This window comes from Exiguobacterium aurantiacum (genome assembly GCF_001766415.1).
GTDB classification, from domain to species: Bacteria; Bacillota; Bacilli; order Exiguobacteriales; family Exiguobacteriaceae; genus Exiguobacterium; species Exiguobacterium aurantiacum_A.
The window spans coordinates 1-24,838 of sequence record NZ_MKXO01000005.1 but is presented as its reverse complement, the minus strand read 5'-3'; the positions used below and the strand labels follow the sequence as shown (position 1 = coordinate 24,838).

General features: G+C 54.8%; 21 protein-coding genes, 2 rRNA genes and 1 riboswitch. All 23 genes read right to left on the bottom strand.

Annotated elements, in window-relative coordinates; translation table 11 throughout:
- Nucleotides 1-84: 84 nt before the first annotated feature.
- Complete coding sequence (ligA, locus tag BJU60_RS10430) at nucleotides 85-2,079, bottom strand: NAD-dependent DNA ligase LigA (RefSeq protein WP_070328813.1); 1,995 nt, start codon at nucleotides 2,077-2,079, stop codon at nucleotides 85-87.
- 9 nt (nucleotides 2,080-2,088) lie between these two features.
- A complete protein-coding gene (pcrA, locus tag BJU60_RS10425; protein ID WP_070328812.1) occupies nucleotides 2,089-4,305 on the bottom strand; it encodes a DNA helicase PcrA in 2,217 nt (738 codons plus the stop codon).
- 40 nt (nucleotides 4,306-4,345) lie between these two features.
- Nucleotides 4,346-5,026, bottom strand: a complete 681-nt coding sequence (locus tag BJU60_RS10420; RefSeq protein WP_070328811.1) for a heptaprenylglyceryl phosphate synthase — start codon at nucleotides 5,024-5,026, stop codon at nucleotides 4,346-4,348.
- 91 nt (nucleotides 5,027-5,117) lie between these two features.
- Nucleotides 5,118-5,351: a hypothetical protein gene (locus BJU60_RS10415; protein WP_016509263.1), complete on the bottom strand. Its 234-nt coding sequence runs from the start codon at nucleotides 5,349-5,351 to the stop codon at nucleotides 5,118-5,120.
- A gap of 12 nt (nucleotides 5,352-5,363) precedes the next feature.
- Complete coding sequence (locus BJU60_RS10410; protein WP_083274110.1) at nucleotides 5,364-6,746, bottom strand: TrkH family potassium uptake protein; 1,383 nt, start codon at nucleotides 6,744-6,746, stop codon at nucleotides 5,364-5,366.
- 35 nt (nucleotides 6,747-6,781) lie between these two features.
- Entirely contained in the window at nucleotides 6,782-7,087 is a 306-nt protein-coding gene (locus tag BJU60_RS10405) for a YerC/YecD family TrpR-related protein (RefSeq protein ID WP_016509246.1), read from the bottom strand.
- A gap of 67 nt (nucleotides 7,088-7,154) precedes the next feature.
- Complete coding sequence (locus tag BJU60_RS10400; RefSeq protein WP_070328810.1) at nucleotides 7,155-8,897, bottom strand: adenine deaminase C-terminal domain-containing protein; 1,743 nt, start codon at nucleotides 8,895-8,897, stop codon at nucleotides 7,155-7,157.
- 175 nt (nucleotides 8,898-9,072) lie between these two features.
- Nucleotides 9,073-11,358 carry a bifunctional diguanylate cyclase/phosphodiesterase gene (locus BJU60_RS10395; RefSeq protein ID WP_254281688.1) on the bottom strand — a complete coding sequence of 762 codons (2,286 nt, stop codon included), beginning with the start codon at nucleotides 11,356-11,358 and terminating at the stop codon, nucleotides 9,073-9,075.
- 99 nt (nucleotides 11,359-11,457) lie between these two features.
- A complete protein-coding gene (purD, locus tag BJU60_RS10390) occupies nucleotides 11,458-12,711 on the bottom strand; it encodes a phosphoribosylamine--glycine ligase (protein WP_070328808.1) in 1,254 nt (417 codons plus the stop codon).
- Nucleotides 12,712-12,724: 13 nt separating this feature from the next.
- A complete protein-coding gene (purH, locus tag BJU60_RS10385; RefSeq protein WP_070328807.1) occupies nucleotides 12,725-14,245 on the bottom strand; it encodes a bifunctional phosphoribosylaminoimidazolecarboxamide formyltransferase/IMP cyclohydrolase in 1,521 nt (506 codons plus the stop codon).
- Entirely contained in the window at nucleotides 14,242-14,820 is a 579-nt protein-coding gene (gene purN / locus BJU60_RS10380; RefSeq protein ID WP_070328806.1) for a phosphoribosylglycinamide formyltransferase, read from the bottom strand. The genes purH and purN overlap by 4 nt, the downstream gene beginning before the upstream one ends.
- Nucleotides 14,817-15,851: a phosphoribosylformylglycinamidine cyclo-ligase gene (gene purM, locus BJU60_RS10375; protein ID WP_070328805.1), complete on the bottom strand. Its 1,035-nt coding sequence runs from the start codon at nucleotides 15,849-15,851 to the stop codon at nucleotides 14,817-14,819. The genes purN and purM overlap by 4 nt, the downstream gene beginning before the upstream one ends.
- Before the next feature lie 12 nt (nucleotides 15,852-15,863).
- The gene (gene purF / locus BJU60_RS10370) at nucleotides 15,864-17,273 is read right to left on the bottom strand and encodes an amidophosphoribosyltransferase (RefSeq protein ID WP_070328804.1); all 1,410 of its coding nucleotides are present in this window, start codon (nucleotides 17,271-17,273) and stop codon (nucleotides 15,864-15,866) included.
- On the bottom strand, nucleotides 17,249-19,468 hold the full coding sequence (gene purL / locus BJU60_RS10365) for a phosphoribosylformylglycinamidine synthase subunit PurL (RefSeq protein WP_070328803.1): 2,220 nt from the start codon (nucleotides 19,466-19,468) through the stop codon (nucleotides 17,249-17,251). Before purL ends, purF begins: the two co-directional genes overlap by 25 nt.
- Entirely contained in the window at nucleotides 19,452-20,132 is a 681-nt protein-coding gene (purQ, locus tag BJU60_RS10360) for a phosphoribosylformylglycinamidine synthase subunit PurQ (protein ID WP_070328802.1), read from the bottom strand. The genes purL and purQ overlap by 17 nt, the downstream gene beginning before the upstream one ends.
- Complete coding sequence (purS, locus tag BJU60_RS10355) at nucleotides 20,129-20,371, bottom strand: phosphoribosylformylglycinamidine synthase subunit PurS (RefSeq protein ID WP_021065194.1); 243 nt, start codon at nucleotides 20,369-20,371, stop codon at nucleotides 20,129-20,131. The genes purQ and purS overlap by 4 nt, the downstream gene beginning before the upstream one ends.
- Complete coding sequence (gene purC, locus BJU60_RS10350; RefSeq protein WP_070328801.1) at nucleotides 20,368-21,072, bottom strand: phosphoribosylaminoimidazolesuccinocarboxamide synthase; 705 nt, start codon at nucleotides 21,070-21,072, stop codon at nucleotides 20,368-20,370. The genes purS and purC overlap by 4 nt, the downstream gene beginning before the upstream one ends.
- Nucleotides 21,073-21,120: 48 nt before the next feature.
- Complete coding sequence (gene purB / locus BJU60_RS10345) at nucleotides 21,121-22,413, bottom strand: adenylosuccinate lyase (protein ID WP_070328800.1); 1,293 nt, start codon at nucleotides 22,411-22,413, stop codon at nucleotides 21,121-21,123.
- Nucleotides 22,410-23,504, bottom strand: a complete 1,095-nt coding sequence (gene purK, locus BJU60_RS10340; protein ID WP_070328799.1) for a 5-(carboxyamino)imidazole ribonucleotide synthase — start codon at nucleotides 23,502-23,504, stop codon at nucleotides 22,410-22,412. The genes purB and purK overlap by 4 nt, the downstream gene beginning before the upstream one ends.
- The gene (purE, locus tag BJU60_RS10335; protein ID WP_141737246.1) at nucleotides 23,504-23,992 is read right to left on the bottom strand and encodes a 5-(carboxyamino)imidazole ribonucleotide mutase; all 489 of its coding nucleotides are present in this window, start codon (nucleotides 23,990-23,992) and stop codon (nucleotides 23,504-23,506) included. Before purE ends, purK begins: the two co-directional genes overlap by 1 nt.
- Before the next feature lie 69 nt (nucleotides 23,993-24,061).
- Nucleotides 24,062-24,163: riboswitch (purine riboswitch) on the bottom strand.
- Nucleotides 24,164-24,304: 141 nt separating this feature from the next.
- On the bottom strand, nucleotides 24,305-24,496 hold the full coding sequence (locus BJU60_RS10330) for an NETI motif-containing protein (RefSeq protein WP_034809046.1): 192 nt from the start codon (nucleotides 24,494-24,496) through the stop codon (nucleotides 24,305-24,307).
- A gap of 85 nt (nucleotides 24,497-24,581) precedes the next feature.
- Nucleotides 24,582-24,697, bottom strand: a 5S ribosomal RNA gene (gene rrf / locus BJU60_RS10325).
- A 51-nt stretch (nucleotides 24,698-24,748) separates the two neighbouring features.
- A 23S ribosomal RNA gene (locus BJU60_RS10320) occupies nucleotides 24,749-24,838 on the bottom strand; the annotation flags it as partial.

Below are 24,838 nucleotides of genomic sequence, written 5' to 3'. Positions count from 1 at the left end.
ACTTTAGTGAATCCGTCCATATACTGAGATTTTTATAAATCAAGTCAATGAAAAAAGACCCTCGCTTCTTTGAGGGTCTTCCGTTCAGACGTGTTCCGCTAAAAAGGCGAGCAGTTTCGATTCATCCCATACTTCGACACCGAGCGCTTCGGCTTTCGACAGTTTTGAACCTGCCTTCTCGCCAGCGACGAGGAGATCGGTGTTCTTACTGACACTTCCGGTCACGCTCGCGCCGAGGAGTTCTAATCGTTTTCCCGCCTCACCGCGTGTCATCTCATACAACTTCCCGGTCAAGACGACCGTCTTACCAGCGAGCGGGGCGTCGGCGGCGACGGGCCGCTTCACTCCTTTGAACGTCAAGTTGACACCGGCCGTATCGAGTTCACGGACGAGTTCACGCGCCTCAGGCTTCTCGAAGTAAAGAACGATCGATTCCGCCATCTTCGTCCCGATCCCGTCAATCTCGATCAACGCTTCAACCGAGGCGTCCATAATCGCGTCCATCGTCTCGAACCGCTCCGCGATGAGTGAGGCCGCTTTCTGACCGACGAGACGAATCCCGAGGGCGAACAACACCCGTTCAAGCGAATTCTGTTTCGATTGTTCGATTGCGGCAAGCAAGTTCGTCACTGACGTCTCACCCATCCGTTCTAAATCAAGGAGTGCTTCTCGCTCGAGGACGTACAAGTCAGCGACGTTATGGACGAGTCCGGCCGCATGAAGCTGGGTGATGACTTTTTCACCGAGACCGTCGATATTCATCGCTGGTCGCGACACGAAATGAATCAGCCCTTCGAGCAGTTGGGCCGGACATTCCGGGTTGACGCAGCGATGATCCGCCTCACCGTCTAAGCGGACGAGTTCGGACTCACAAGCCGGGCACCGGGTCGGGAAAACGATTTCTGCCTCGTTCCCGGTCCGTTCGCTGACGAGCGCGGACACGACGGCCGGAATGACGTCCCCGGCCTTTTTAATGACGACTCGGTCGTTGATCCGAAGGTCTTTCTCTTTGATGAAGTCTTCGTTATGGAGTGTCGCGTACGTCACGGTCGATCCCGCGACCGCGACCGGCGCGAACCGGGCCCGCGGCGTCACTTTCCCCGTCCGTCCGACACTGAAATCGACGTCTTCGATCGTCGTGACGACTTCTTCGGCCGGGAATTTATAGGCGACGGCCCAGCGCGGGCTCTTGGCCGTAAAACCGAGCTGTTCTTGTTCTTCGTAAGCCGCGACTTTGATGACGATCCCGTCAATCTCATACGGAAGTTCTGAACGTTTCGTCACGTACATCTCGATATAGTCCCACAGCTCGTCCGCTGTCCGACATGTCGTATATTCCCCGCTCACGGCGATCCCGAGACGCTTCAAGTATTCGAGCGACTCATCATGTGACGCGACGAGCTCATCGTTTGAGACGAGCCCATACGCGAAGAAGGCGAGATTTCGTGACGCCGCGATCTTCGAATCGAGCTGACGCAGGGACCCCGCGGCCGCATTACGCGGATTGGCGAACAACGGCTCCCCAAGGCGTTCCCGCTCGTCGTTCAAGTGTTCGAACGAACGTTTCGGCATATACGCCTCGCCGCGCACTTCGAACGTCACATCCTCATTCAGACGGAGCGGGATCGTGCGAATCGTCTTCAAGTTTTGCGTGATGTCTTCGCCTGTCGTCCCGTCTCCACGCGTCGCCCCGCGCTTGAGGCGACCGTCCTCGTATTTGAGCGAGACGGCAAGACCGTCGAACTTCAGCTCGGCGACGAACAACGGGGCATAGCCAAGATCTTTTTCAATCCGCTCGACCCACTCGATCAAATCGTCTTTCGAGAACACGTTGCCGAGCGAGAGCATCGGGGTATCGTGCGTCACTTTCACGAACGCATCGAGCGGGGCGCCGCCGACGCGTTGCGTCGGCGAATCCGGGCTCCTAAGCTCCGGATAGTCCGTCTCGATTTGAATCAACTCGTTCATGAGCCGGTCGTACTCGGCGTCCGGGACGCTCGGCCGGTCAAGTACATAATATTCATAGCCGTATTGGTTCAACTTTTGTCGTAACGTTTCGACGTGTTCTGTCATCTCCATACGATCACCTCACGCTTTTTCGATCGGGGCAAATTTGGCGAGCAGGCGTTTAATCCCGACTTGCGGGAAGGCGATATCAAGTTCGAGCTGATCGCCCTCGCCGCGTGTCTGAACGACCGTCCCTTGTCCCCATTTTTTATGATTCGCTTTATCCCCGACTTGCCAGCTCATCGACTCGGCACCTGACGATTGGGCGACTTTTGGCTTCGGTTTCGAGCTGAACCCGTTGACTGGCAACTTCCCAGGTGATTCGACCGGATTCCACGGCATCGCTTTCTTCGCTTTGCCGGAACGTTCGAGCAGCGTTTCCGGCAACTCGTGCAAGAAACGGGATTCCGGATTGTTTTGGAACCGTCCGTACAACATGCGCGACTGGGCCCGTGTCAAATACAGGCGCTTCTCGGCACGGGTGATGCCGACGTAGGCGAGACGGCGTTCTTCTTCCATCTCTTCCGGGTCGTTCAACGAACGGCTGTGCGGGAACAGCCCTTCTTCCATCCCGATCAAGAAGACGACCGGGAACTCGAGCCCTTTCGCCGAGTGAAGTGTCATGAGCGTCACTTGATGCAACTCATCGACCTCTTCGAGCGAGTCAAGGTCTGAGACGAGCGTCAAATCGGTCAAGAAGGCGACGAGCGTCTGCTCTTCGCTCTCCTTCTCAAAGTTTTGAGCGACCGAGAGAAATTCTTGTAAGTTCTCGAGGCGGCTCTCGGCTTCGAGCGTCTTCTCGATCTTAAGCATCTCTTCATAGCCTGACTTCTTCAGCACTTCTTCAATCAGTTCAGAGATCGACAAATAGTCTGCCATTTGCCGAAGGTCGATCATGAGCTGGCGGAACTCGGTCAGCTTCGTCGCCGCTCGCGGCGCGATGCCCGACAGTTCGATGTCGCGAATCGCTTCCATGAGCGAGACGCCTTGCATACCGGCGAAGTCGCCGAGCTTATCGACCGTCGCCGCGCCGATGCCGCGTTTCGGTTCGTTGACGACGCGGACGAACGAGAGGTCCTCGTCCGGATTGGCGATCAAGCGCAAGTACGACAGGATGTCTTTAATTTCTTTACGCTCATAGAACTTCGTGCCGCCGACCATCTTGTATGGGATGTTCGACTTGAGCAACGTTTCCTCGAGACCACGCGACTGGGCGTTCGTCCGATATAAGACGGCCATCTGGCCGTATTCGATGCCTTCTTGGCGCAGTTCTTTCATCTCGTTGATGATAAAGAACGCTTCGTCCCGGTCGTCCGAGGCGACGTGGATGAGCAGTTTCTCTCCCTCGTCGTTATCGGTCCATAAGTTTTTGTCTTTACGGGTCGAGTTGTTTTTAATGACCCCGTTCGCCGCTTCTAGAATCCGTTTCGTCGACCGATAGTTCTGTTCGAGCAAGATGACGTGCGCGCTCGGATAGTCTTTCTCGAACGTCAAAATGTTGGCGATGTCGGCCCCGCGCCAGCGATAGATCGACTGGTCCGAGTCACCGACGACACATAGGTTCTCGTGAGCGGCCGCGAGCATCTTGACGAGCGTATACTGGGCCCGGTTCGTATCTTGATACTCATCGACGTGGATGTATTGGAACTTCTTCTGATAGAACGCGAGCACGTCCGGGGCTTCTTCGAATAACTGGATTGCTTTCATGATGAGGTCATCGAAGTCGAGGACGTTGTTGTGTTTCAGCTTCTTCTCATACGCCGTGTAGACGTCCGAGATGACTTTTTCGTACGGATTGTTGCCGACGAGTCCGGCCGCGTCTTTCGCTGTGCGCAGTTCATTTTTATGGTTCGAGATCATCCCGAGTAACGTCCGGGGCTCGTACTTCTTCGGATCGAGGTTCAACTCTTTGAGCACTTGCTTGATCGCCGTGAGCTGATCGGACGAATCCAAAATCGAGAAGTTACGGTCGTAACGGATCCGATCGATGTCGCGGCGCAAGATGCGCACACACATCGAGTGGAACGTCGAAATCCAAATGTCGTCCGCCACGCCGCCGACGAGACGGGCAATCCGGTCTTTCATCTCACGGGCTGCTTTGTTCGTGAACGTGATCGCGAGAATATTCCATGGCGCGATCTGTTTCGACGCCATCAAATAGGCGACGCGATGCGTCAACACACGTGTCTTACCTGATCCGGCACCAGCCATGATCAAGAGCGGACCGTCTGTATATTTGACCGCTTCTGCTTGTGGCGGGTTCATGCCTTTGACTAATTCTTCGCTTAAGTTATACATAGGGGGTATCCTTCCTTATTTCCAAACATTTGTTCTTATTTTAACGGACTACTTGCACAGTCGCAAGCGCCCCTTCGAGATTGTCGTAAATGATGTTGCCGACGACGATCGTGTCGGCGTATTCGGCCATCATCCGGGCCGTGTCGCTCCCGTCGATGCCGCCCCCATAAAACACGTGGGCATCGGGTAAAGCCAGCTTCACTTCTTTGACGACGTCAGGTGAACCGAGCGTGCCGCTATATTCGAGATAAAGCGACGGGAGACGGAACAGATGATGACCTGTTTCCGCGTAGGCGACGACTTCTTCAAGCGTCAACGTTGCTCTCGCCCCGGTCACAGCGGCCACTTTCGCCTCCGGATTCAAGACGATATACCCTTGCCCGGTCACGTTGTTTGAGTCAAACAGATGGCCGTACCGTTCGAAAGCCCGCATTTGATGACCGACGACCCAATCGACGGTGCCGGCGTTCAACACCGTCGGGATAAAGTAATGATCGAATCCACGGATGGCGTGTTCAGGATGACTCATCTCGAGCGCGACCGGAATCCCGCAACCTTGTAGCCGTGCGTAAAGGGCGAACGTGTTCTCCGCATCGACCCCGTCCGTACCACCGATGAGAAACGCGTCCGTACCTGAACGGACGAGCGCGGCAAGTGCCGATTCATCGAGCTGTTTGTTCGGGTCCAGTTTAAACACATGGCGCCACGTCTGAAAATCCATCCATCTTCCCTCCATTCGATACCTTCTCTAGTGTAGCGATTTTTAGGACAGGTTGCATCTGTTGGACAAAAAAAAGACTTGCCGAAGCAAGTCATGTACGTGCGGTCCGGCTACGCTCGCGCTCCGTCAACCATTTGGCGACGAGGAGCGCGAACAAACCATAGACCGGGACGAACCAGAGCGGGTTGGCCAAGAAAAAGCCAAGCACGGGGATATCGAGTAGCGGTGAATCCGGCGAACAAAGCGCCGTCCCGTTCACAACGGCGATAAACGGCAACACCGGAACAGCGAACACGTAACCGAAATTGATCCAAAATGCCTTCATGTCACAATCTCCTTAACCTAAGATAATCGATTCTTTCGGATAGTTGTACATTCGCTTCGGCTGTCTCCGTTGCAAGAGCAAGATGAAGGCGATGACACCGATCCGACCGATGAACATGAGAATGGTGAGCACCCATTTGCCGACATTGCTAAACTCCGACGAGAGCCCGACCGAAAGCCCGGTCGTCCCGAACGCCGAACACGCCTCAAACAAAATGCGCGTAAGCGATGCGTCCTCAAAGAATGTGAGAATCAACACCCCGGTCAGTAATACAGCAAGCGATACCGTGATGATCACGAACGCTTTCCAAATATCTTCGAGCACGATCTCACGTCCGAACACCTTGATCGATGAGTCCCCGCGAATGAACGCGATGACTCCGAGCACGGCGACGGCGAACGTCGTCGTCCGAATCCCCCCGCCGACAGAAGACGGCGAGGCCCCGATGAACATCAAGATGGATAAGAGCAGCATACTGCCTTCGGAGAACAAGTTGACGTCAACCGTCGACAGCCCTCCGTTTCGCGTCGTCACGGACTGGAACAACGAATCGGAAAGCGCGAGCCAAAGCGGTAAATCTTTGAACGCGTTATTGTATTCGAACAAGAACAGACCGACCGTACCTACGGCGATCAAACTGAAGAACGTTGATACCGTCAACTTTGTGAACAAAGAAAAACGACGCGGGAAGTTCTCACTCTTGCGACTGATCCGGTTCGTCAAGTACGTCCGGATCTCGACGAGCACTGGGAAGCCGATCGCGCCGCCGGTCATGAGCACGATTTGCGTGAAGATGACGAACGGGTCTTCACGGAACGGTGCGAGCGAGCTGCCGGTAATATCGAACCCGGCGTTCGTCGTCGCACTGATCGAACCGAATAAGCCTTGCAGGAACGCCTCTCCGGCCGTGTCAAAGTAGTTTAAGTAATGGACCCCGAGCAGGATCGCCCCTACCGCTTCGATCGCGATAACGGTAATGACGATTTCCGCGATGTATTTGACGATGCCAGACATCGACGTCTGGTTCTGGTCGCGCAAAATCAACTGGCGCTCGCGGAATCCGATCCGTTTCCCGAGCAAGATCCACATGATGACGTGGAGACTGATCAAACCGACCCCACTCACTTGAACGATGAATAAAATGATGAACAGTCCGAACGTCGAGAACGTATCGGTCACGACGATCGGGGTGAGTCCGGTGACACTGACGCAACTGACCGCGAAGAAGACGAGATCGGTGAACGTGATGGTGACACCAGGTTGTCTTGCGATCGGCAGAGCCAATAAAACCACGGAAAGGACGACCGCCGCGCTATAAATTAAAACGAGCGTCTGGACTGGCGTCAATTTCCGGAAAAATAGCTGTAAATTTCGCTTCATGAACTTATCTTGCATCTCGCCCCTCCTCTCCATCAAAAACAAGATGACTCTTACGAGTCACCTTCTGATTGTTGTAGACGTTCAAGGGCAAGATCATAGCCGCCTGACCCGTAATTCAAGCAACGCTTGACGCGGGAAATCGTGGCCGTCGAAGCACCTGTCGCTTCTTCAATTTTATGATACGTGCTGCCTTCACGAATTTGGCGTGCCACTTCTAACCGTTGGGACAACGCCTGCACTTCGTTCACGGTCGCTAAATCTTCGAATAGTTGATAACAGTCTTCGAGTGTGTCGAGCTTCAAAATCGCTTCAAAAAGCTGATCGAGCTCTCGTCCTCGTAATTTATCGAGTTGCATCCGCAAGCATCCTCTCTCATCGTACTTCTTTATCATTCTAAAGCACGACCGGCTCGGACTCAACTGTTCATCGTAAAATTGCCGGAAATAGTATTTGTTTTTTCATAACTTCGTATATACCGAGCGGTGTCGCCCGGACGTAAGGCAAGTGGGTCGACGCCAGGAACAGCAACGTATAGACCGGGTCCTCGAAGTGATAGCCGCGGGCAATCAGCTCGGCACGCAACCGTTGTTCTTCGACAATCAATTGTTCGAGCGGCTCTGTCGAAGTCATCCCGCAGAGCGGTAACGGGATCTCCGCGATGATTTCCCCTCTGTCGACGAGGACGATCCCGCCGCCGAGCTCTCTCATCCGTTCGAACGCCATCAACATGTCTTGTTTACACTTCCCGAGGATCAAGTAGTCGCCGCTGATCGAATACGAGCTGACAAGACCGCCGAAATCGTTGGCGAACCCTTTCAGCACCGTATTGAGCCGCCATTTTCCTTCTTTATCTAACAGCATCAAGAACGATTCGTCGCAGTCGCGCGGCAGTTCGTCTTGACCGGTGTCGTGTGTGATTTTAAACAGCTTCATAATGACCGAATTGACCATATCGAGACCGACCGGCATGCTGAACGATAAATCGTTTGGCGTCAAGTCGATCGTGACGTCGGTCGCCGGCATGAGCGCGAGCGCCGCCTCGATGAGTTCGTTCGGGAAGAGCGAGGCCCCGTCCCGGTATATCCATTGGCCTTTAGCGATGACGGCCGACGGACGCGGCTCATCGATCGCATCGAGGATGTTCAGGTGGGCGATCCGTCCCGGCGCAATCGAGCCGAGGACGTGATCGAGTCCGAAATGCCGCGCCACGTTGAGCGACACGATCCGATACGCCTCGATGGCAGGCAGACCCGCCTCGATCATAATCTTCACAAGCGCGTCCTGAAGGCCGTCTTGATAAAACCCTGGGGTCGAACCGTCCGTCGTCACCATCAAGTGGTCGTACGCTTCGAGACCTGCGTCCAATAACCCGCGAATCATGCCCGGCAAATCGGGACGGATCGACGAATGGCGGAGCGTCGTCGTATAGCCGTGTTCGAGTCGACATAACGCCTCGTTCGCCGTCATCGCCTCATGGTCGCTGTGAACACCCATCAACGCCATCTTCGTCAACGTCTTCGCGGACGCGCCTGGGAAATGTCCTTCTACCGGGAGACCGCACGTCTCCGCGTCGAGCATCCATTGGAGCATCTCATCGTCACCTTTTAACGTACGCGGCCAAGCCGTCAATTCTCCAGCCATGACGACGTCAGGATGATTGAACCACGCGTGGACGCGCTCCGAGTCGACGAGGACGCTGTCGCGGTCGAGCTCGGTTTGCGTGTCGAGCCGAGCCCACCAATACGTACTCGTCGGGAGCTGTTGAATCGCCTCGAGTTGCGCAAACGCTTGCTCCTTGTCTTGTAAAAAAAGAAGCATGTTATCGTTCACGAGCGTCGTCGTACCCCGCTCGCCTGCATACTTCGACAGCGTCGCCGGATTATAAAGTTGGAACGGATGCGCGTGCGGCTCGATGTAACCTGGTACGATATATTTCCCGGTCATGTCGACCGTCTCGACGGCCGAATCCGGCACGTCTGGTCCGACGTAAACGATGCGGTCGTTTTCAATCCATATGTTAGCCTGTTTCCACTGTTTCACGTACACGTTTAAGTATGTGGCATTTGTCAATACGAGCGAAGGTGGTCGCAATTGATCCACGACTTCAAGTTGTGAGCGAATCATCGCTTTTGACCACGGTGCCCGCGCCGATCGTTTTAAAGGCATCGAACCCAGTCCTCCCTTAATCGCTTCAATAGTATCAAAAAATAATATTGTAAGCGTTTTCTTTCATTTGTTTCAAGTTTACCTTTTCTATGAAACACCTGCAAGCTATGTTGCCAATTGTAACGGAATTCACACGAAATTCACATAATAAAGACGCCTCTTCACAGAGGCGCCTTCACCAATCGTACATCGTTGCCGTTTTCTTCAAATAATGCTCCAGTTGCGCGAGCGGAACCGGCTTACTGTAATGGTAGCCTTGAATCAATGAACCGCTATGCTCGAGCACGAACGCGAGCTGTTCCGGACGTTCGACCCCTTCGGTGACGATGTCGAGCCCGAGCGTATGGAACGTCTGGTAAAGTCCTTCAAGGAGGGCCCGGTCGAACGTGTTCTCAGGAATCCCTTTGACGAAGTTTTGATCGATCTTGATGATGTCGAGTTGCAGCGATTGCAAGAACGACAGCGACGATGTGCCGACACCGAAGTCGTCGAGTGAGATCTTGACGCCGATTGCTTTGAGCGAACGGATGAACTGTTGCAGCTCATACAAGTTACCCCCGACCTCGCTTTCCGTAATCTCGACATGGAGCAGGAGCGGGTCAAACCCTGTTTCGTGCAACACATCCTCTAACTCCTGAAGGAACGAACCGTCCGCAATTTGACGCTTCGAGACGTTGATCGACAAGAACAAGTGATGGCGGGCTGCGTGCTCTTTCATCTCCAACATGGACTGGCTGAGTACCCAGCGCCCGATATCTGAGATGAGTCCCAGTTGCTCCGCAATCGGGATAAACAGCCCAGGTGAAATTTGTCCTTTACCCGGATGGTTCCAGCGAATGAGCGCCTCGACCCCGCGGACAGCGAACGGGCGCGGGGACACGATCGGCTGGTAGTATAGCTCGAACTCATCATGTTCAAGCGCGTAGCGTAAGTCACGCTCCATCTCGAGCGTCTGGAGATAGTGACTTCCATCCTCGATGTCTTGGAACGACAGGATCCGATTTTTCCCAGACAGTTTGGCCTCATGGATGACGACGTCGAGACGTCCCATCATGACTTCGTACGTATGATGCGACTCGCGACAGGCGAACACATCGAGACCGATTGTCGCCGTCATTCCTTTGACACCGTTCACGTCGGACCAGTTTTTCAAATCTTTCGTCAGCCGTCGCGCGATCGGCTTCAATTCTTCGAATGTCCAATCCGGATGCAAGAAAATGAACTCATCCGCACCGAGCCGGGCCGCAAATCCGGCTTCTTTATAGAAATTCAGACGCGACGCGATATAAATCAAGACGGCATCACCGGTACGGTGACCGAACTGGTCGTTGATACGTCGGAAGTCGTCTAAGTCCAAACCGATCACACCGATCCGTTCATGGCTCCCCCTCACGGTCGAAAAATAGTCTTCGAGGGCGAGCCGGTTCGGCAGCAACGTCAACGCATCGCGAAACGCGCGATCGAGCACTTCTGCCCGCGTATCTTCGAGTGCCGAGAGCACTTCGTTCATGCTCGTCGCCATCTGTTCGATCTCGTCTCGGCTATGTTGATCTCGACGCAGACGGAGCCGGCTATCGCGCTCGACCGTGATGTGTTTCAACTCATCGACGATTTCCATCACCCGCCGAATCACGACATGATGAATCGTCCATAGAAGCGACAAGAACAGACCTAACGCTAAAGCAAGCAACGACAACATCCCGAGCCTCAGCATCGAGATCGTGTTCTGGTAATGGGTCGGTTCGACGATAAAGCCGACTTCAAAGTCTGCCGTTTGAAAGACGGTATCGAGTGGCACGACGACCTCGGTCCCATCATTTTTGAGCGTCATCTTCGTCTCACTATGTTGGACAGGCTGCATCGTCAGCGGAATTTTCGTTTGGGCGCTTAAGTCTGCCAAAAAATCCGCGTCAACAAATTCAAGCATGACGAGCGTTCCTTGAACAGGTCCGCTCGTGTCACTCCGTAAGATTGGGTGACTGGCGTATAGGATCGGTCCATAGTCGCTGTCATATACACCGTCTTGTTTTTCTAGGCCCGGGCTCAACCGATTCGTAATATCTGAGATGATCGTTTGCCGATCCGCTTTAGACAACGGGGCGTCTTCTTGACGGAATGTCGAATAGTGGACCTCACCTTCACGGTTCAAGTACACAATCGCTTGCACACTCAAGTTTTCGAGCGACTCCTCACTTATATTGCTCGCTATGTAAGAATCGTTCTGATTTTGAATGAACGCATACGTGTCGTTCCAAACCGCCCAGTCGACGAGCGTCCGTTCAAGCGTACTTTTTCGATTCGCGAGCGTCTCGGTCACACTCGCAATTTGACTCTCGACCGTTTGACGGTCTTGCTCCATGCTTTTCTCGATAAAGTAGGGACGAATCACAAAAAAGATGACACTGACAAACACAAGTATATTCACGGCAACCGCAATCATCAGCTTCGTCCGAATGCGCACGTCGACCACCTTCTTCCTTCAATCTACTTCACCATTGTAGAGCAGGAAGCCGGTATTCCCTTTTTTTCGCATGAAAAAAAGGATGGGTTGACCCATCCTTTAAAAAATCCGCGCAAGCGCCCGTCCGCCGATGTCTCGACGATAGAACGTGTGCGGTAATGTTAACTGTTCGAGCGCGGCGTAAACGGCCGTCTTCGCTTCAAGCAAGGTCGGTTTCGTCGACGTGATGACGAACAGTCGCCCACCGTTCCCGATGATGTGACTACCGTCACGCGTCGTCCCCGCATGAAACACGAGCACGTCTTTCGGCAAGCGCTCAAAATCCGAGAGCACTTGCCCCGTCGTCGCTTGTTCCGGATAACCGGCGGCCGCGACGACGACACCGATCGTATACCCGTCAAGCCATTCAATCGCATACGGTCGTTTAGCGACGACCGCCTCGATGACGTCAAGGAGCGGCGACGCCAAGTTCGGGAGGATGACTTCCGTTTCCGGGTCACCGAACCGGGCGTTGAACTCGATCACTTTCGGTCCGTCTTCCGTCAGAATCAGACCCGCATATAAGAATCCTTCGAACGGCGTCCCCCGCTCCACCATCTCCCGCGCGAGCGGGACGAGCACACGCTCTACCGACTCAATATAAACGGCTTCCTCTAAATGAGGCATCGGGCTATACGCCCCCATCCCGCCCGTGTTCGGTCCTTTGTCCCCGTCGAACGCGCGCTTATGGTCTTGCGACGTGATCATCGGGATGACGTGTTCACCGGAGACGAACGCCATGAGTGAAAACTCTTCCCCGTCCAAAAATTCTTCGATGACGACGCGTGACTGGTCACCGAACTTGTCGGTCGCGAAGATGTCATGAATCGCCGCACGTGCCTCATCGAGCGAGAAGGCGACCGTGACCCCTTTACCGGCAGCGAGACCGTCCGCTTTGACGACGAGCGGTGCCCCGATTGACTCAATATAAGCGAGCGCCGCTTCCGCTTCCGTGAACGTCTCATAAGCTGCTGTCGGGATGTTCGCTTCACGCATGATTTCTTTGGCGAACGCTTTGCTGCCTTCTAGCAACGCCGCTGCTTTCGTCGGTCCAAAGATGCGTCGTCCGCTCGCGTTGAACGCATCGACGACACCCGCCATGAGCGCTGACTCAGGCCCGACGATCGTCCAATCGATGTCTTCGGTCTCTGCGAAGCGGACGAGTGCGGTGACGTCCGTCTCTTCAATCGGCACACACGTCACACCGTCCATGTTCAAGTTACCCGGGGCGACGAATACGTCATGCCCGTCTTGTCTCAACTTCCACGCGAGCGCGTGTTCACGGCCGCCGCGGCCAATGACGAGTACGTTCATCCTCTTGCTCCTCTCAATGTTTGAAATGTCGGACTGAAGTGAACACCATCGTAATGCCGTGACGGTTCGCCGCTTCAATCGACTCGTCGTCCCGAATCGAACCACCTGGCTGGATGATGGCCGTAATGCCGGCTGCAGCTGCAGCTTCGACCGTATCGCCCATCGGGAAGAACGCGTCGCTGCCAAGCGCGGCACCGACTGCACGGTCCCCTGCCTGTTCGAAAGCGATTTTCGCCGCACCGACTCGGTTCATCTGTCCGGCACCGATACCGATCGTCGTCTCGTCTTTCGCCACGACGATTGCGTTTGATTTCACGTGTTTGACGACACGCCACGCGAGCTTCAAGTCTTCCCATTCGGCCGCCGTCGGACGACGGTCGGTCACGATTTGGCACGAAGCATCGTCGAGTATCATGTCGTCGCCGTCTTGGACGAGGAGACCGCCCGCGACTGCCGTCAGACGCATGCCTGTCATCTGCCCCATCTCAAGCGTCAATAGACGTAAATTCTTTTTCTCTTTCAATCGGTCAAGTGCTGCCTCACTAAAGGATGGGGCAATGACGATCTCTAAGAAGATGTTGCGGAGCGCTTCTGCCGTCTCGAGGTCGACTTCACGATTGAGGGCGACGATGCCGCCGAAAATCGAGACTGGGTCGGCCGCATGGGCTCGATCGAACGCTTGGCTGATCGTCCGACCGACAGCGACGCCGCATGGATTCATATGTTTGACGACGACCGCTGCCGGTTCCGTCAACTCGCTGAGCGCCTCGAGCGCCGCGTTCGTATCTTGGATGTTGTTATACGAGAGTTCTTTGCCGTGGAGTTGCACCGCGTTGGCGAGCGTCATACCGTCATAGAGCGGAGTCTTATAGAACGCCGCCTGTTGGTGCGGGTTCTCCCCGTAACGAAGGTCTTGGACTTTTTCGTACGTGACCGTCAGCTGTTCTGGGAACGTTTCGCCGATTTGCTGACCTAAATAGTCGGCAATCAAGGCGTCGTACGCCGCCGTATGACGGAACGCCCTCAAAGCGAGTCGTTGCCGCGTCTCAAACGACGTACCGCCATTCTGAATCTCGGCGGCAACGTTGTCGTAGTCGGCCGGGTCGACGACGACCGTCACGCTCGCATGGTTCTTCGCGGCTGAACGGAGCATGCTCGGGCCGCCGATATCGATGTTTTCAATCGCCTCTTCATACGTCGCGTTCTCTTTCGCGATCGTCTCTTTGAACGGATACAAGTTGACGACGACGTAGTCGATCGGCTCAATGTGGTGATGTTTCATCTGTTCGACGTGTGAATCTAAATCACGGCGTCCGAGCAGACCGCCATGGACGAGCGGATGCAGCGTCTTGACACGTCCGTCGAGCATCTCGGGGAACGATGTCACTTCCGAAATATTTTTCACGGGCAGTCCGGCCGCGACGAGTGCCGCTTCCGTCCCACCTGTCGAGATGAGTTCGATGCCCGCTTCGTGCAAGACGCGCGCGAGTTCGACGATACCTGTTTTATCTGACACACTCAGTAATGCTCTCACTTGAAAACCTCCTGTTGGTTCAACACTTGTTGTAATACGCGTGGATAGAGTTGGTGTTCGATCGCTTGAATCCGGTGGGCCGCCTCGATGCGGTCACATCCCGCGATGTCGACTTCTTCTTGCGCGATGATTGGACCCGTGTCCATCCCGGCGTCGACGTAATGGACGGTGACACCGCTCGTCGACACGTTCGCGGCAAGCGCTTGACCGATCGCGTCTTTTCCTGGGAAGGCCGGCAAGAGCGACGGATGGATATTGATGATCCGACCCGGATACGCCGCGAGCAGCACATCCCCGATTAAACGCATATAACCCGCCAAGACGATATAGTCGACGTGTAGCGCTTCTAACAGAACGAGCAGCTCCCACTCAAACTCTGACTTTGACGCATACGCCTTCGGCTCGAACGAGAACGTCTGGATATGATGACGGTCTGCCCGCTCGAGCACTTTCGCCTCAGGCTTATCCGTGACGAGGAGCATGCACTGTCCACTCAGCTCGCCATGCTCAATCGCTTCCCAAATCGCTTCGGCGTTGCTCCCAGATCCAGAGGCGAAGATAGCGAACCGCTTCACTGGTCGACCCCCATAATCCGGACGCCTGGTTTCGCTTCGACTTTGCCGATCCGATGCGACGTCTCGCCGATCCGTTCGAGCGCGGCTTGTACCGTGTCGACGTCTTCGGGACGTACCGTAATCATGAAGCCGATGCCCATATTGAACACGTTGAACATCTCTTGCTTCGACACGTGGCCGACTTGTTCGAGCCAGTCGAATACCGGCAGGCTCGGCCAGCTTGATGCGTCAAACGTGACACCAAGACCTTCAGGCAGCATGCGCGGTACGTTCTCATAGAAACCGCCGCCAGTGATGTGGGCCATCCCTTGGACGAGTCCGGTCGAAATGGCCGCTTTCGCCGCTTCCGAATAGATGCGGGTCGGTAGCAATAAGGCGTTCCCGAGCGTCGTATCGAGCATCGCGATTTCATCCGTGTACTCGAGCCCTTGCGCCTCGACGATGTGACGGACGAGCGAGAAACCGTTCGAATGGACACCTGACGAAGCTAACCCTAGAACGATGTCCCCCGCTTCGATCGTCCGTCCGTCGATGAGTAACTCTTTCTCGACGACACCGACGGCAAACCCGGCGATATCGTACTCCCCGTCCGGATACATGCCCGGCATCTCGGCCGTCTCGCCGCCGACGAGGGCACACCCTGCTTGGACGCAGCCTTCGGCCACACCCGCGACGATGCGTTCGAGCTTCGCCGGTTCCGCTTTTCCAGTCGCGATATAGTCTAAGAAGTAGAGCGGTTCGGCTCCGTGGACGAGACAGTCGTTGACGCACATCGCCACGCAATCGATTCCAATCGTATCATGTTGGTCGAGCGCGAACGCGAGTTTTAGCTTCGTGCCGACCCCGTCCGTCCCGCTCACGAGGATCGGATGTTTCAATTGCATCGAGCCGAGATCGATCATCGCCCCGAAACTGCCAAGTCCGGTCATCACTTCTGGACGCATCGTCCGTGCGACGTGACGCTTCATGCGTGACACCGCTTCATAACCTGCCTCTAAATTCACACCCGCTTGTTCATATCTTAAACTCATCGTCAGTCCCCCTCAAGCTTTTGTCTCTGTCACAAGTTCCGCTAGTTCAGTTGGATAAAGTCCGGTGAAGCAAGCGGCACACTGCCCGCGCAAGTTTCCTTCGAACGGTCGGCCGATTGCTTCGACCGTACCGTCTAATGTGAGGAACGCTAATGAGTCGGCCCCGATCTCTTGTTTAATCTCTTCGATCGATTTGGTGGCCGCGATCAACTCGTCCTTTGATGATGTATCGATACCGTAATAGCACGGATGTTTGATCGGTGGTGACGTGATGCGCACGTGTACCTCGGTTGCCCCGGCTTCCCGCAGCAACTTGACGATGCGACGGCTCGTCGTGCCCCGGACGATCGAATCATCGACCATGATGACACGCTTGCCGTTGACGACCCCACGTAGCGCCGACAGCTTCATCTTGACGCCACGCTCACGCAATTCTTGTGACGGCTGGATGAACGTCCGCCCGACGTAACGGTTTTTGATGAGACCCATCTCGTACGGGATCCCGCTCGCCTCGGCGTACCCGATGGCTGCCGAGATGCTCGAGTCTGGAACGCCGGTCACGACGTCCGCCTCGACCGGTGCCTCGTCGAACATTTTTTTCCCCATCGTCTTACGGGCCGTGTGGACGTTGATCCCGTCGATGATTGAGTCTGGCCGCGAGAAGTAGATGTATTCCATTGAACACATCGCCCGGACCGCTGCTTCACTGTAGCGTTCTGAGACGATCCCGTCTTTCGTGATCATCAACAGTTCACCCGGTTCGACGTCACGTACGTACGTTGCCCCCACGATGTCGAACGCGCAAGTCTCTGAGGCGAATACGAACGCCCCGTCTTCAGTCTTACCGAGCGAGAGGGGCCGCAAACCATGGACGTCGACGCCGACGTAGAGCGCGTCTTCTGTCAAGAAGAGAAAGGCGAACGCGCCGACGAGACGCGCCAAGCTGTCCGAGATTCGCTCTTTCATTGAGTTGCCGCGGCTCCGTTTGATCAAGTGGGCGACGACTTCCGTGTCAGACGTCGTCTGAAAGATCGCCCCTTCCGCCTCGAGCATATGTTTCAACTCGTTGGCGTTGACGAGGTTGCCGTTATGCGCCATCGCGAGATCCCCGGTGAGCGATTTGAAATGGAGCGGTTGGACGTTCTCAAGCGTGTTGCCGCCCGCGGTCGAATAACGGACGTGACCGATGGCGTGATGTCCGGTCAGGGCATCGAGCGACGGTTCGTCGAACACTTCGGCGACGAGACCGAGCCCGCGTTTCGCGTGCAGGCGCTCGCCGTCAGCCGTGACGATGCCCGTCCCTTCCTGACCTCGGTGTTGCAGGCTGTGCAGTCCGTAGTAGGCGAGGTGTGACGCTTCGTGGTGATTGAACACCCCGAACACCCCACACTCCTCGTTCATGCCTCGGATGTCATATAACATGGAATAGCTCCTTCCCATACACGTTCAAGTTCAGTGACGTCCATTTCAATTAACCGATCGCTCGAGCGGACCGTCAGTTGCGCCGCTTCGGTCACTTGACCGATTCGTGTGGCGTTCGTCAATTTGGCGAACGTGTCCGCGTGAATTGACGCGACCGTGACGAGGAAGCGCGACTGTGACTCGCTGAACAGTGTCGTCACGAGATCCGTGTCGATGCTGACGTCTGCACCGAGCCCCGTTCCGAACACGAGCTCAGGAAGTGCCGCTGCTAAGCCACCTTCTGAGACGTCGTGAGCTGCCGTGACGAGTCCTTGACGAATTGCCGTGAGCAGAGATTGCTGGTGACGGCTCTCGATCTCGAGGTCGAGCGTCGGTGCTTGTCCGCTCACTTTTCCGTCTTGCAACATTTGTAGCGCACTGCCGCCAAATTCAGGCTTCGTATCGCCGAGAAGGAAGATGACATCTCCCGCTGTCTTGGCGTGTGACGTCGTGATATGTTCCGGTTTCGTGATCAAACCGACCATGCCGACGACCGGTGTCGGGTAGATCGCCGTCCCGTTCGACTCGTTATAAAGCGAGACGTTCCCGCCGATGACCGGTGTGTCGAGTGCTAAACACGCCTCGGCCATACCTTCGACGGCTTGGTCGAGCTGCCAGAACCCTTCCGGTTTGTCCGGACTCCCAAAGTTCAGGCAATCGGTGAGCGCAAGTGGCTCGGCACCGCTCGCGATGATGTTGCGCGCCGCTTCAGCGACTGCGATGGCACCGCCGACGCGCGGGTCGAGGTAGACATACTTCGCGTTACAGTCGGTCGTCATCGCGAGCGACTTGTCCGTGTCACGGATTCGGATGACGGCCGCGTCGCTACCTGGTGCGACGACGGTCGACGTTTGGACCATATGGTCGTATTGCTCGTACACCCAACGTTTCGAAGCGATCGTCGGCATCGCGAGGACGTCTTTCCACGTCGCGAGCACGTCTGTGACGACCGGTTGAACCGGTGTCATCGCTTGGAACGCCTCGTAGTATGCTGGAATTTTTGACGGTTTATGATAAACTGGCGCATCTTCCGCGAGCGCGTCGACCGGCACTTCAGCGGCTACTTCGCCGTGATGGACGAGACGGAGCACTTTCTGCTCGATGACTTCGCCGATTTTGATCGCATGAAGTCCCCACTTCGTGACGATCGCTTCGATCTCGTCTTCGTGTCCTGCCTTGACGACGAGGAGCATCCGTTCTTGTGACTCGGACAACATCATCTCGTAAGGTGTCATATCGGCCTCGCGTTGTGGGACGAGGTCGAGGTTCATCTCGATGCCCATGCCCGCTTTCGATGCCATCTCAGCCGAAGACGACGTCAGACCGGCCGCACCCATGTCTTGAATGCCGACGAGGGCCGGATGTTTGATGACTTCAAGACACGCCTCGATCAACAACTTCTCCATGAACGGGTCGCCGACTTGGACGGCCGGACGTTTCTCATCGGCGTCTTCGCCGAGCTCTTCAGAGGCGAACGTGGCGCCGTGAATGCCGTCGCGTCCCGTTGTCGCCCCGACGTACATGACCGAGTTGCCGACCCCCTCGGCGATCCCTTTTTGAATGTCTTCGTGGCGGATGAGACCGACACACATCGCGTTGACGAGCGGGTTGCCGGCGTAGGCCGGGTCGAACGCGACTTCTCCGCCGACCGTTGGGATGCCGACACAGTTGCCGTAGCCGGCGATGCCGGAGACGACGTGGCCGAAGAGATGTTTCACACGTGATTCGTTCAAATCTCCGAAGCGGAGCGAGTTGAGGAGTGCGACCGGACGTGCGCCCATCGAGAAGATGTCGCGGATGATCCCGCCGACACCTGTCGCCGCACCTTGATACGGCTCGATGGCCGACGGGTGGTTATGGCTCTCGATTTTGAAGGCGACCGCCTGACCATCGCCGATATCGACGATTCCAGCCCCTTCACCGGGTCCTTGAAGGACGTGTTTTCCGGTCGTTGGGAATTTACGGAGCACTGGCTTCGAGTTTTTGTACGAACAGTGTTCAGACCACATGACCGAGAATAAACCGATCTCGGTGTAGTTCGGGTCACGGCCTAAGAGCGAGACGACGAGTGCGTATTCGTCGTCAGTGAGCCCCATTGTGGCATACAGTCTTTGTTCACGGATGTGCGTCGCTGTCGGTTCAGTTGTAAGTAACATGTCGTGTCCCCCATTTTACAATCGAAGTGAATAACCGTTTGCCGTCTTCTCCGCCGAGCATCGCCTCGACCGCTCGTTCCGGGTGCGGCATCATGCCGAGCACGTTTCCTTGTGCGTTCGTGATGCCCGCGATGTTCGCGACCGATCCGTTCGGGTTGTCTGTGTAGGTGAAAGCGATCTGGCCGTTCGTTCGCAATGTCTCGAGTGTTGCTTCGTCACAGTAGTAGTTGCCTTCTCCATGTGCGATCGGGACGCGAATCGTCTCGCCCACCGCATAATCGCTCGTAAACATCGTCTCGTTCGTCTCGACTTTCAGTTCGACCGTCTTGCACATGAACTTCAAATCACGGTTGCGCATCAATACGCCGGGTAGGAGTCCTGCCTCGACGAGCACTTGGAACCCGTTGCAGACGCCGAGTACCGGACGTCCCTCTTCAGCGAACCGCTTCACCTCACTCATGATCGGTGAGAACTGGGCGATCGCGCCGCAACGCAAGTAGTCCCCGTATGAGAACCCGCCTGGTAACAGCACACCATCAAAACCGACAAGTGACGTCTCCGTGTGGAATACATATTCCGCTTCCTCCCCGAGCACGTCTTTGACCGCATGATACATGTCGAGGTCACAGTTTGATCCCGGGAAGACGATGACTGCGAACCTCATGCGAGTACCCCCATCTCGATCCGATAGTTCTCGATGACCGTATTGACGAGCAATTTCTCGCACATGTCACGGACCATCGCCTCGGTCGTCTCGTCTGCGACTTGAAGTTCGATGACTTTGCCAATTCGTACCGATTCGACGCCTGTGAAGCCGAGATGCTCGAGTCCGCCTTTGACGGCGACGCCTTGTGGGTCAAGTACACTTTCACGTAATGTCACGTACACGTTCACTTTTTTCATTGGTCAGTTCCCCCTATGCGTGTTAACAATTGGCCGTACGTCTCTGTCAGTGATCCGAGGTCTCTGCGGAACACGTCTTTGTCGAGCTTTTGTTTCGTCTCTTTATCCCACAGGCGACACGTGTCGGGCGAAATCTCATCGGCGAGGATGATCGTGTCATCGAGTTTACCGAACTCAAGTTTAAAGTCGATCAAATCGATACCGTGTTTGTCGAAGAAGTCGAGCAAGACATCGTTCACCCACAACCCAAGTTGTCGCAATGTTTCGACTTCTTTGTGTGTGGCGACTTGCAGTAAACGGATATGGTCCTCTGTTAAAAGCGGATCTCCGAGTGCGTCATCTTTATAGTAGAACTCGACGATCGGCGACAACAGCGGCGTCCCTTCTTCCCAGCCGAGCCGTTTAGCGAGACTCCCTGCGGCGACGTTGCGTACGACGACTTCAAGCGGGATAATGTCGACGCGGCGTACGAGCTGCTCGCGGTCTGACAGTTTCTTGATGAAGTGGGTCGGAATCTTGTTGTCGTGCATGAGCTCGAACAAACGCGTCGTGATGGCGTTGTTCAACACGCCTTTACCTGCGATCGATTGTTTTTTCTCTCCGTTGAATGCCGTCGCGTCATCTTTATAGTAGACACGGAGCACACCTTGTTCTTCTGTCTCGTATAACGCTTTCGCCTTACCTTCGTAGATTGCTTCCATCTGTATCGTCCCCCTTTAAAGTGAGAGGGGCATAGCGCCCCTCAACGATCACAAACCACAGCGTTCAAAGATTGTATCGACACGACGTACGTGATGGCTCGGGTCGAACAAGTCATCGAGCTCGTCACTCGTGAAGAGTGCGCCCATCTCGGCATCTTGCTCGATCAACGTCCGGAACATTGTCTCTTCTTCCCACGCTTGCATCGCTTTCGGTTGGACCGCGTCATAAGCGGCTTCACGTGACCAGCCTTTCTCGATCAAGGCGAGCAGGATGCGTTGCGAGAAGATGATGCCGAACGTCCGGTCCATGTTGCGGCGCATGTTCTCCGGGAACACCGTCAAGTTCTTCACGATGTTGCCGAAGCGGTTGAGCATGTAGTTCAGAAGGCCGGTCGCGTCCGGGAGGATGATCCGTTCCGCTGACGAGTGCGAGATATCGCGTTCGTGCCAAAGCGGGACGTTCTCATATGCCGTCACCATGTGACCGCGAATCACGCGGGCGAGTCCCGTCATGTTCTCCGAACCGATCGGGTTACGTTTATGCGGCATCGCCGACGAACCTTTTTGGCCTTTGGCGAAAAACTCTTCGACCTCACGTGTCTCTGTCTTTTGAAGGCCGCGGATCTCGGTCGCCATTTTCTCGATGGATGTGGCGATCAAAGCAAGCGTAGACATGTACTCGGCGTGGCGGTCACGCTGTAACGTCTGTGTCGAGATCGGGGCTGCTTGAATCCCTAACTTGTCACACACATACGACTCGATGAACGGATCGATGTTTGCGAACGTCCCGACGGCGCCGCTCATTTTTCCAAACTCGATCGTCTCGCGTGCGGCCATGAACCGTTTCTTGTTTCGCTTCATCTCTTCGTACCAGAGTGCGAGTTTCAAACCGAACGTCGTCGGTTCTGCGTGGACTCCGTGTGTACGACCCATCATGATGTCATATTTGTGGGCTTTCGCTTTCTCGGCGAGGATGTCGATGAAGCGATCGATATCGGCTTCAAGGATGTCATTCGCTTGTTTGATCAAGTACGATAGCGCCGTATCGACGACATCAGTCGACGTGAGACCGTAATGGACCCATTTCTTCTCGTCTCCGAGCGTCTCTGAGACGGCCCGTGTGAAGGCGATGACGTCATGGCGCGTCTCCTGCTCGATCTCAAGGATACGCTCGACATCGAATGATGCCTTGTCCCATAATACGTTGACGTCCTCTTTCGGGATGACGCCTAGTTCGCTCCACGCCTCGCAAGCGTAAAGCTCTACTTTGAGCCATGCATCAAACTTGTTCTCATCTGTCCAAATCGCCGCCATCTCGGGACGGGTGTAACGTGAAATCATAAAACGGTCTCCTTCCAAATTGCCAGTTGTTCGATGGTGTGAAGCGCGTCCTCGACGGTACTGCCGAGCACGTTCAAGTGCCCCATTTTCCGTCCGGGTTTCGCTTCTTCTTTTCCATACAGATGTAGTTTAACATTCGATGGTAACGTTTGTGGGTTCACTTTATCCATATGTTCGCCGAGCAGATTGACCATGACGACCGGTGTGTACTGTGTCGTCCGTCCGAGTGACATGCCCGTAATCGCGCGGATGTGTTGTTCGAACTGTGACGTCTCGCATGCATCAAGCGTATAGTGTCCTGAATTGTGAGGACGTGGGGCCAGTTCATTGACGTATAGCTCGCCGTCTTCCATCACGAACAGTTCGACGGCGAGCGTACCGATCAATCCAACATGGTCAGCGAGCTGAAGTGCTAAATGGCGCGCATCTTCTAGAATGTCCATGTCGAGCCGGGCCGGAACGATCGATAAATGTAAGATGTTATTTTGATGGATGTTTTCACTGATTGGGAATGTTGTCGTCTCATGTGCGCCTCTGGTCACGATGACCGAGATTTCTTTTCGGAATGGCAACCACGCCTCGGCGACATATTCATCTTCATTGAACTGTTCTATGAACGCGCGTACGTCCTGTGATGTCCGGAGCACGGTTTGCCCTTTCCCGTCATAACCGAAGCGGCATGTTTTGATGACCAATGGGAGTCCTAGCAAATCTTCGGCCCGGTAAACGTCCCGTACCGATCGGACCGGCACGTAAGGTGCGACATGCAATCCGGCCGCCTCGATCATCTGTTTTTCGAACAGACGATGCTGCGTCGCTGTTAACACGTCCATCCCTTGTGGACATTTATCGGCAATCGCCTCAATCATCGCTGAGTCGATATTTTCAAATTCGTACGTGACGATGTCCGAACGGCCTGCTAGTTCTTTTGCCGCTGAGATGTCGTCGAACCCGGCGACGATACTCGGTGCGACTTGTGCTGCCGGAGCCGTCGGGTTCGGGTCGAGACTGAGCGTCTCGTAACCCATTGCGCTCGCACTGAGTGACATCATCCGCCCTAACTGTCCTCCGCCTAATATCCCGATTCTCATTAGACGAGTTCCTCCGTTCCGCGCAGCGCCATGTCTCGTTTTTGTTGACGATACGTTTCTAGACGATCGATGACTTCAGGGAATTGAAGACTGAGAATTTGAGCGGCAAACAGTCCGGCGTTTGTCGCTCCGGCTTTTCCGATGGCGACCGTTGCGACAGGAACACCTGCTGGCATCTGAACGATTGACAGTAACGAATCAAGTCCGTTCAGTGCTTTCGATTGAATCGGGACTCCGATGACCGGAAGCGTCGTCTTCGCTGCTACCATACCCGGAAGGTGGGCCGCCCCGCCTGCACCCGCGATGATGACATGTATCCCTCGTTCCCGAGCCGCTTCGGCGTATTGGAACATCAAGTCCGGCGTTCGATGCGCGGAGACGACTTGCTTTTCGTATGGAATGTCTAACTCTTCTAGCGCGTCGCACGCATGCTTCATCGTCTCCCAGTCAGAAGAACTTCCCATGATCACACCTACTGTTACCTTCACATCAACGTCCCCCTTAAATAAAGAAATCCCTAAACTGATTAAACAGTTTAGGGTATAGGCCATGACAAAAAAATGTCGGCTATACCCCATAGTCTGATCAGAATCGGTGATCAGGTAGAAACTTGCAAGCCATTTCCTTGCGATTATATGGAGCAATATTTGATTTTCTTAACTCACAAGCCTATCGTACCTTGTTCTTTGAAAACATGTCAACAAACAGCGAACAATTTAATTGTCTGAATATTTATCGTTCGTCTTTACGATGTTTTTACAAAAATAAAAAAACCGCCACGCATTCGTGACGGTTTGGCATTATGGTTTGAGAGCGACGCACTCAAATAAGATTGATTGATGAGAATGAACAGGTTCGTCTTTGGTTCCCGTTTTTTCAAAGACAGGCTTTTCAATCCTTCGTACCGGGCGATACCCCATTTGAGCGATTCGGTCTAAACACTCACCGACTGTCTCGTTTGGCTCGACGTATACTTTGATTTTCTTGGCCATCTGTTATTCCTCTCCTTCATTTGAGTCACGATACAAAATACAAAAAAGCGGCGGCCCTTGAGCGAATGCTCCAGAACCACCGTTTGCCTGGCGACGTCCTATCCTCACAGGGGGAGACCCCCAACTACTTTCGGCGCTGAAGCGCTTAACTTCCGTGTTCGGCATGGGAACGGGTGTGGCCGCTTCGCTATCGCCACCAGACAAGGGAATTGTTCCCTGAAAACTGAAGACTCATCAAGTTCAAACCGTTTCTAGATCAAAGCCTCGACCGATTAGTATCATTCAGCTCCACACGTCGCCGTGCTTCCACCCATGACCTATCTACCTCATCGTCTCTGAGGG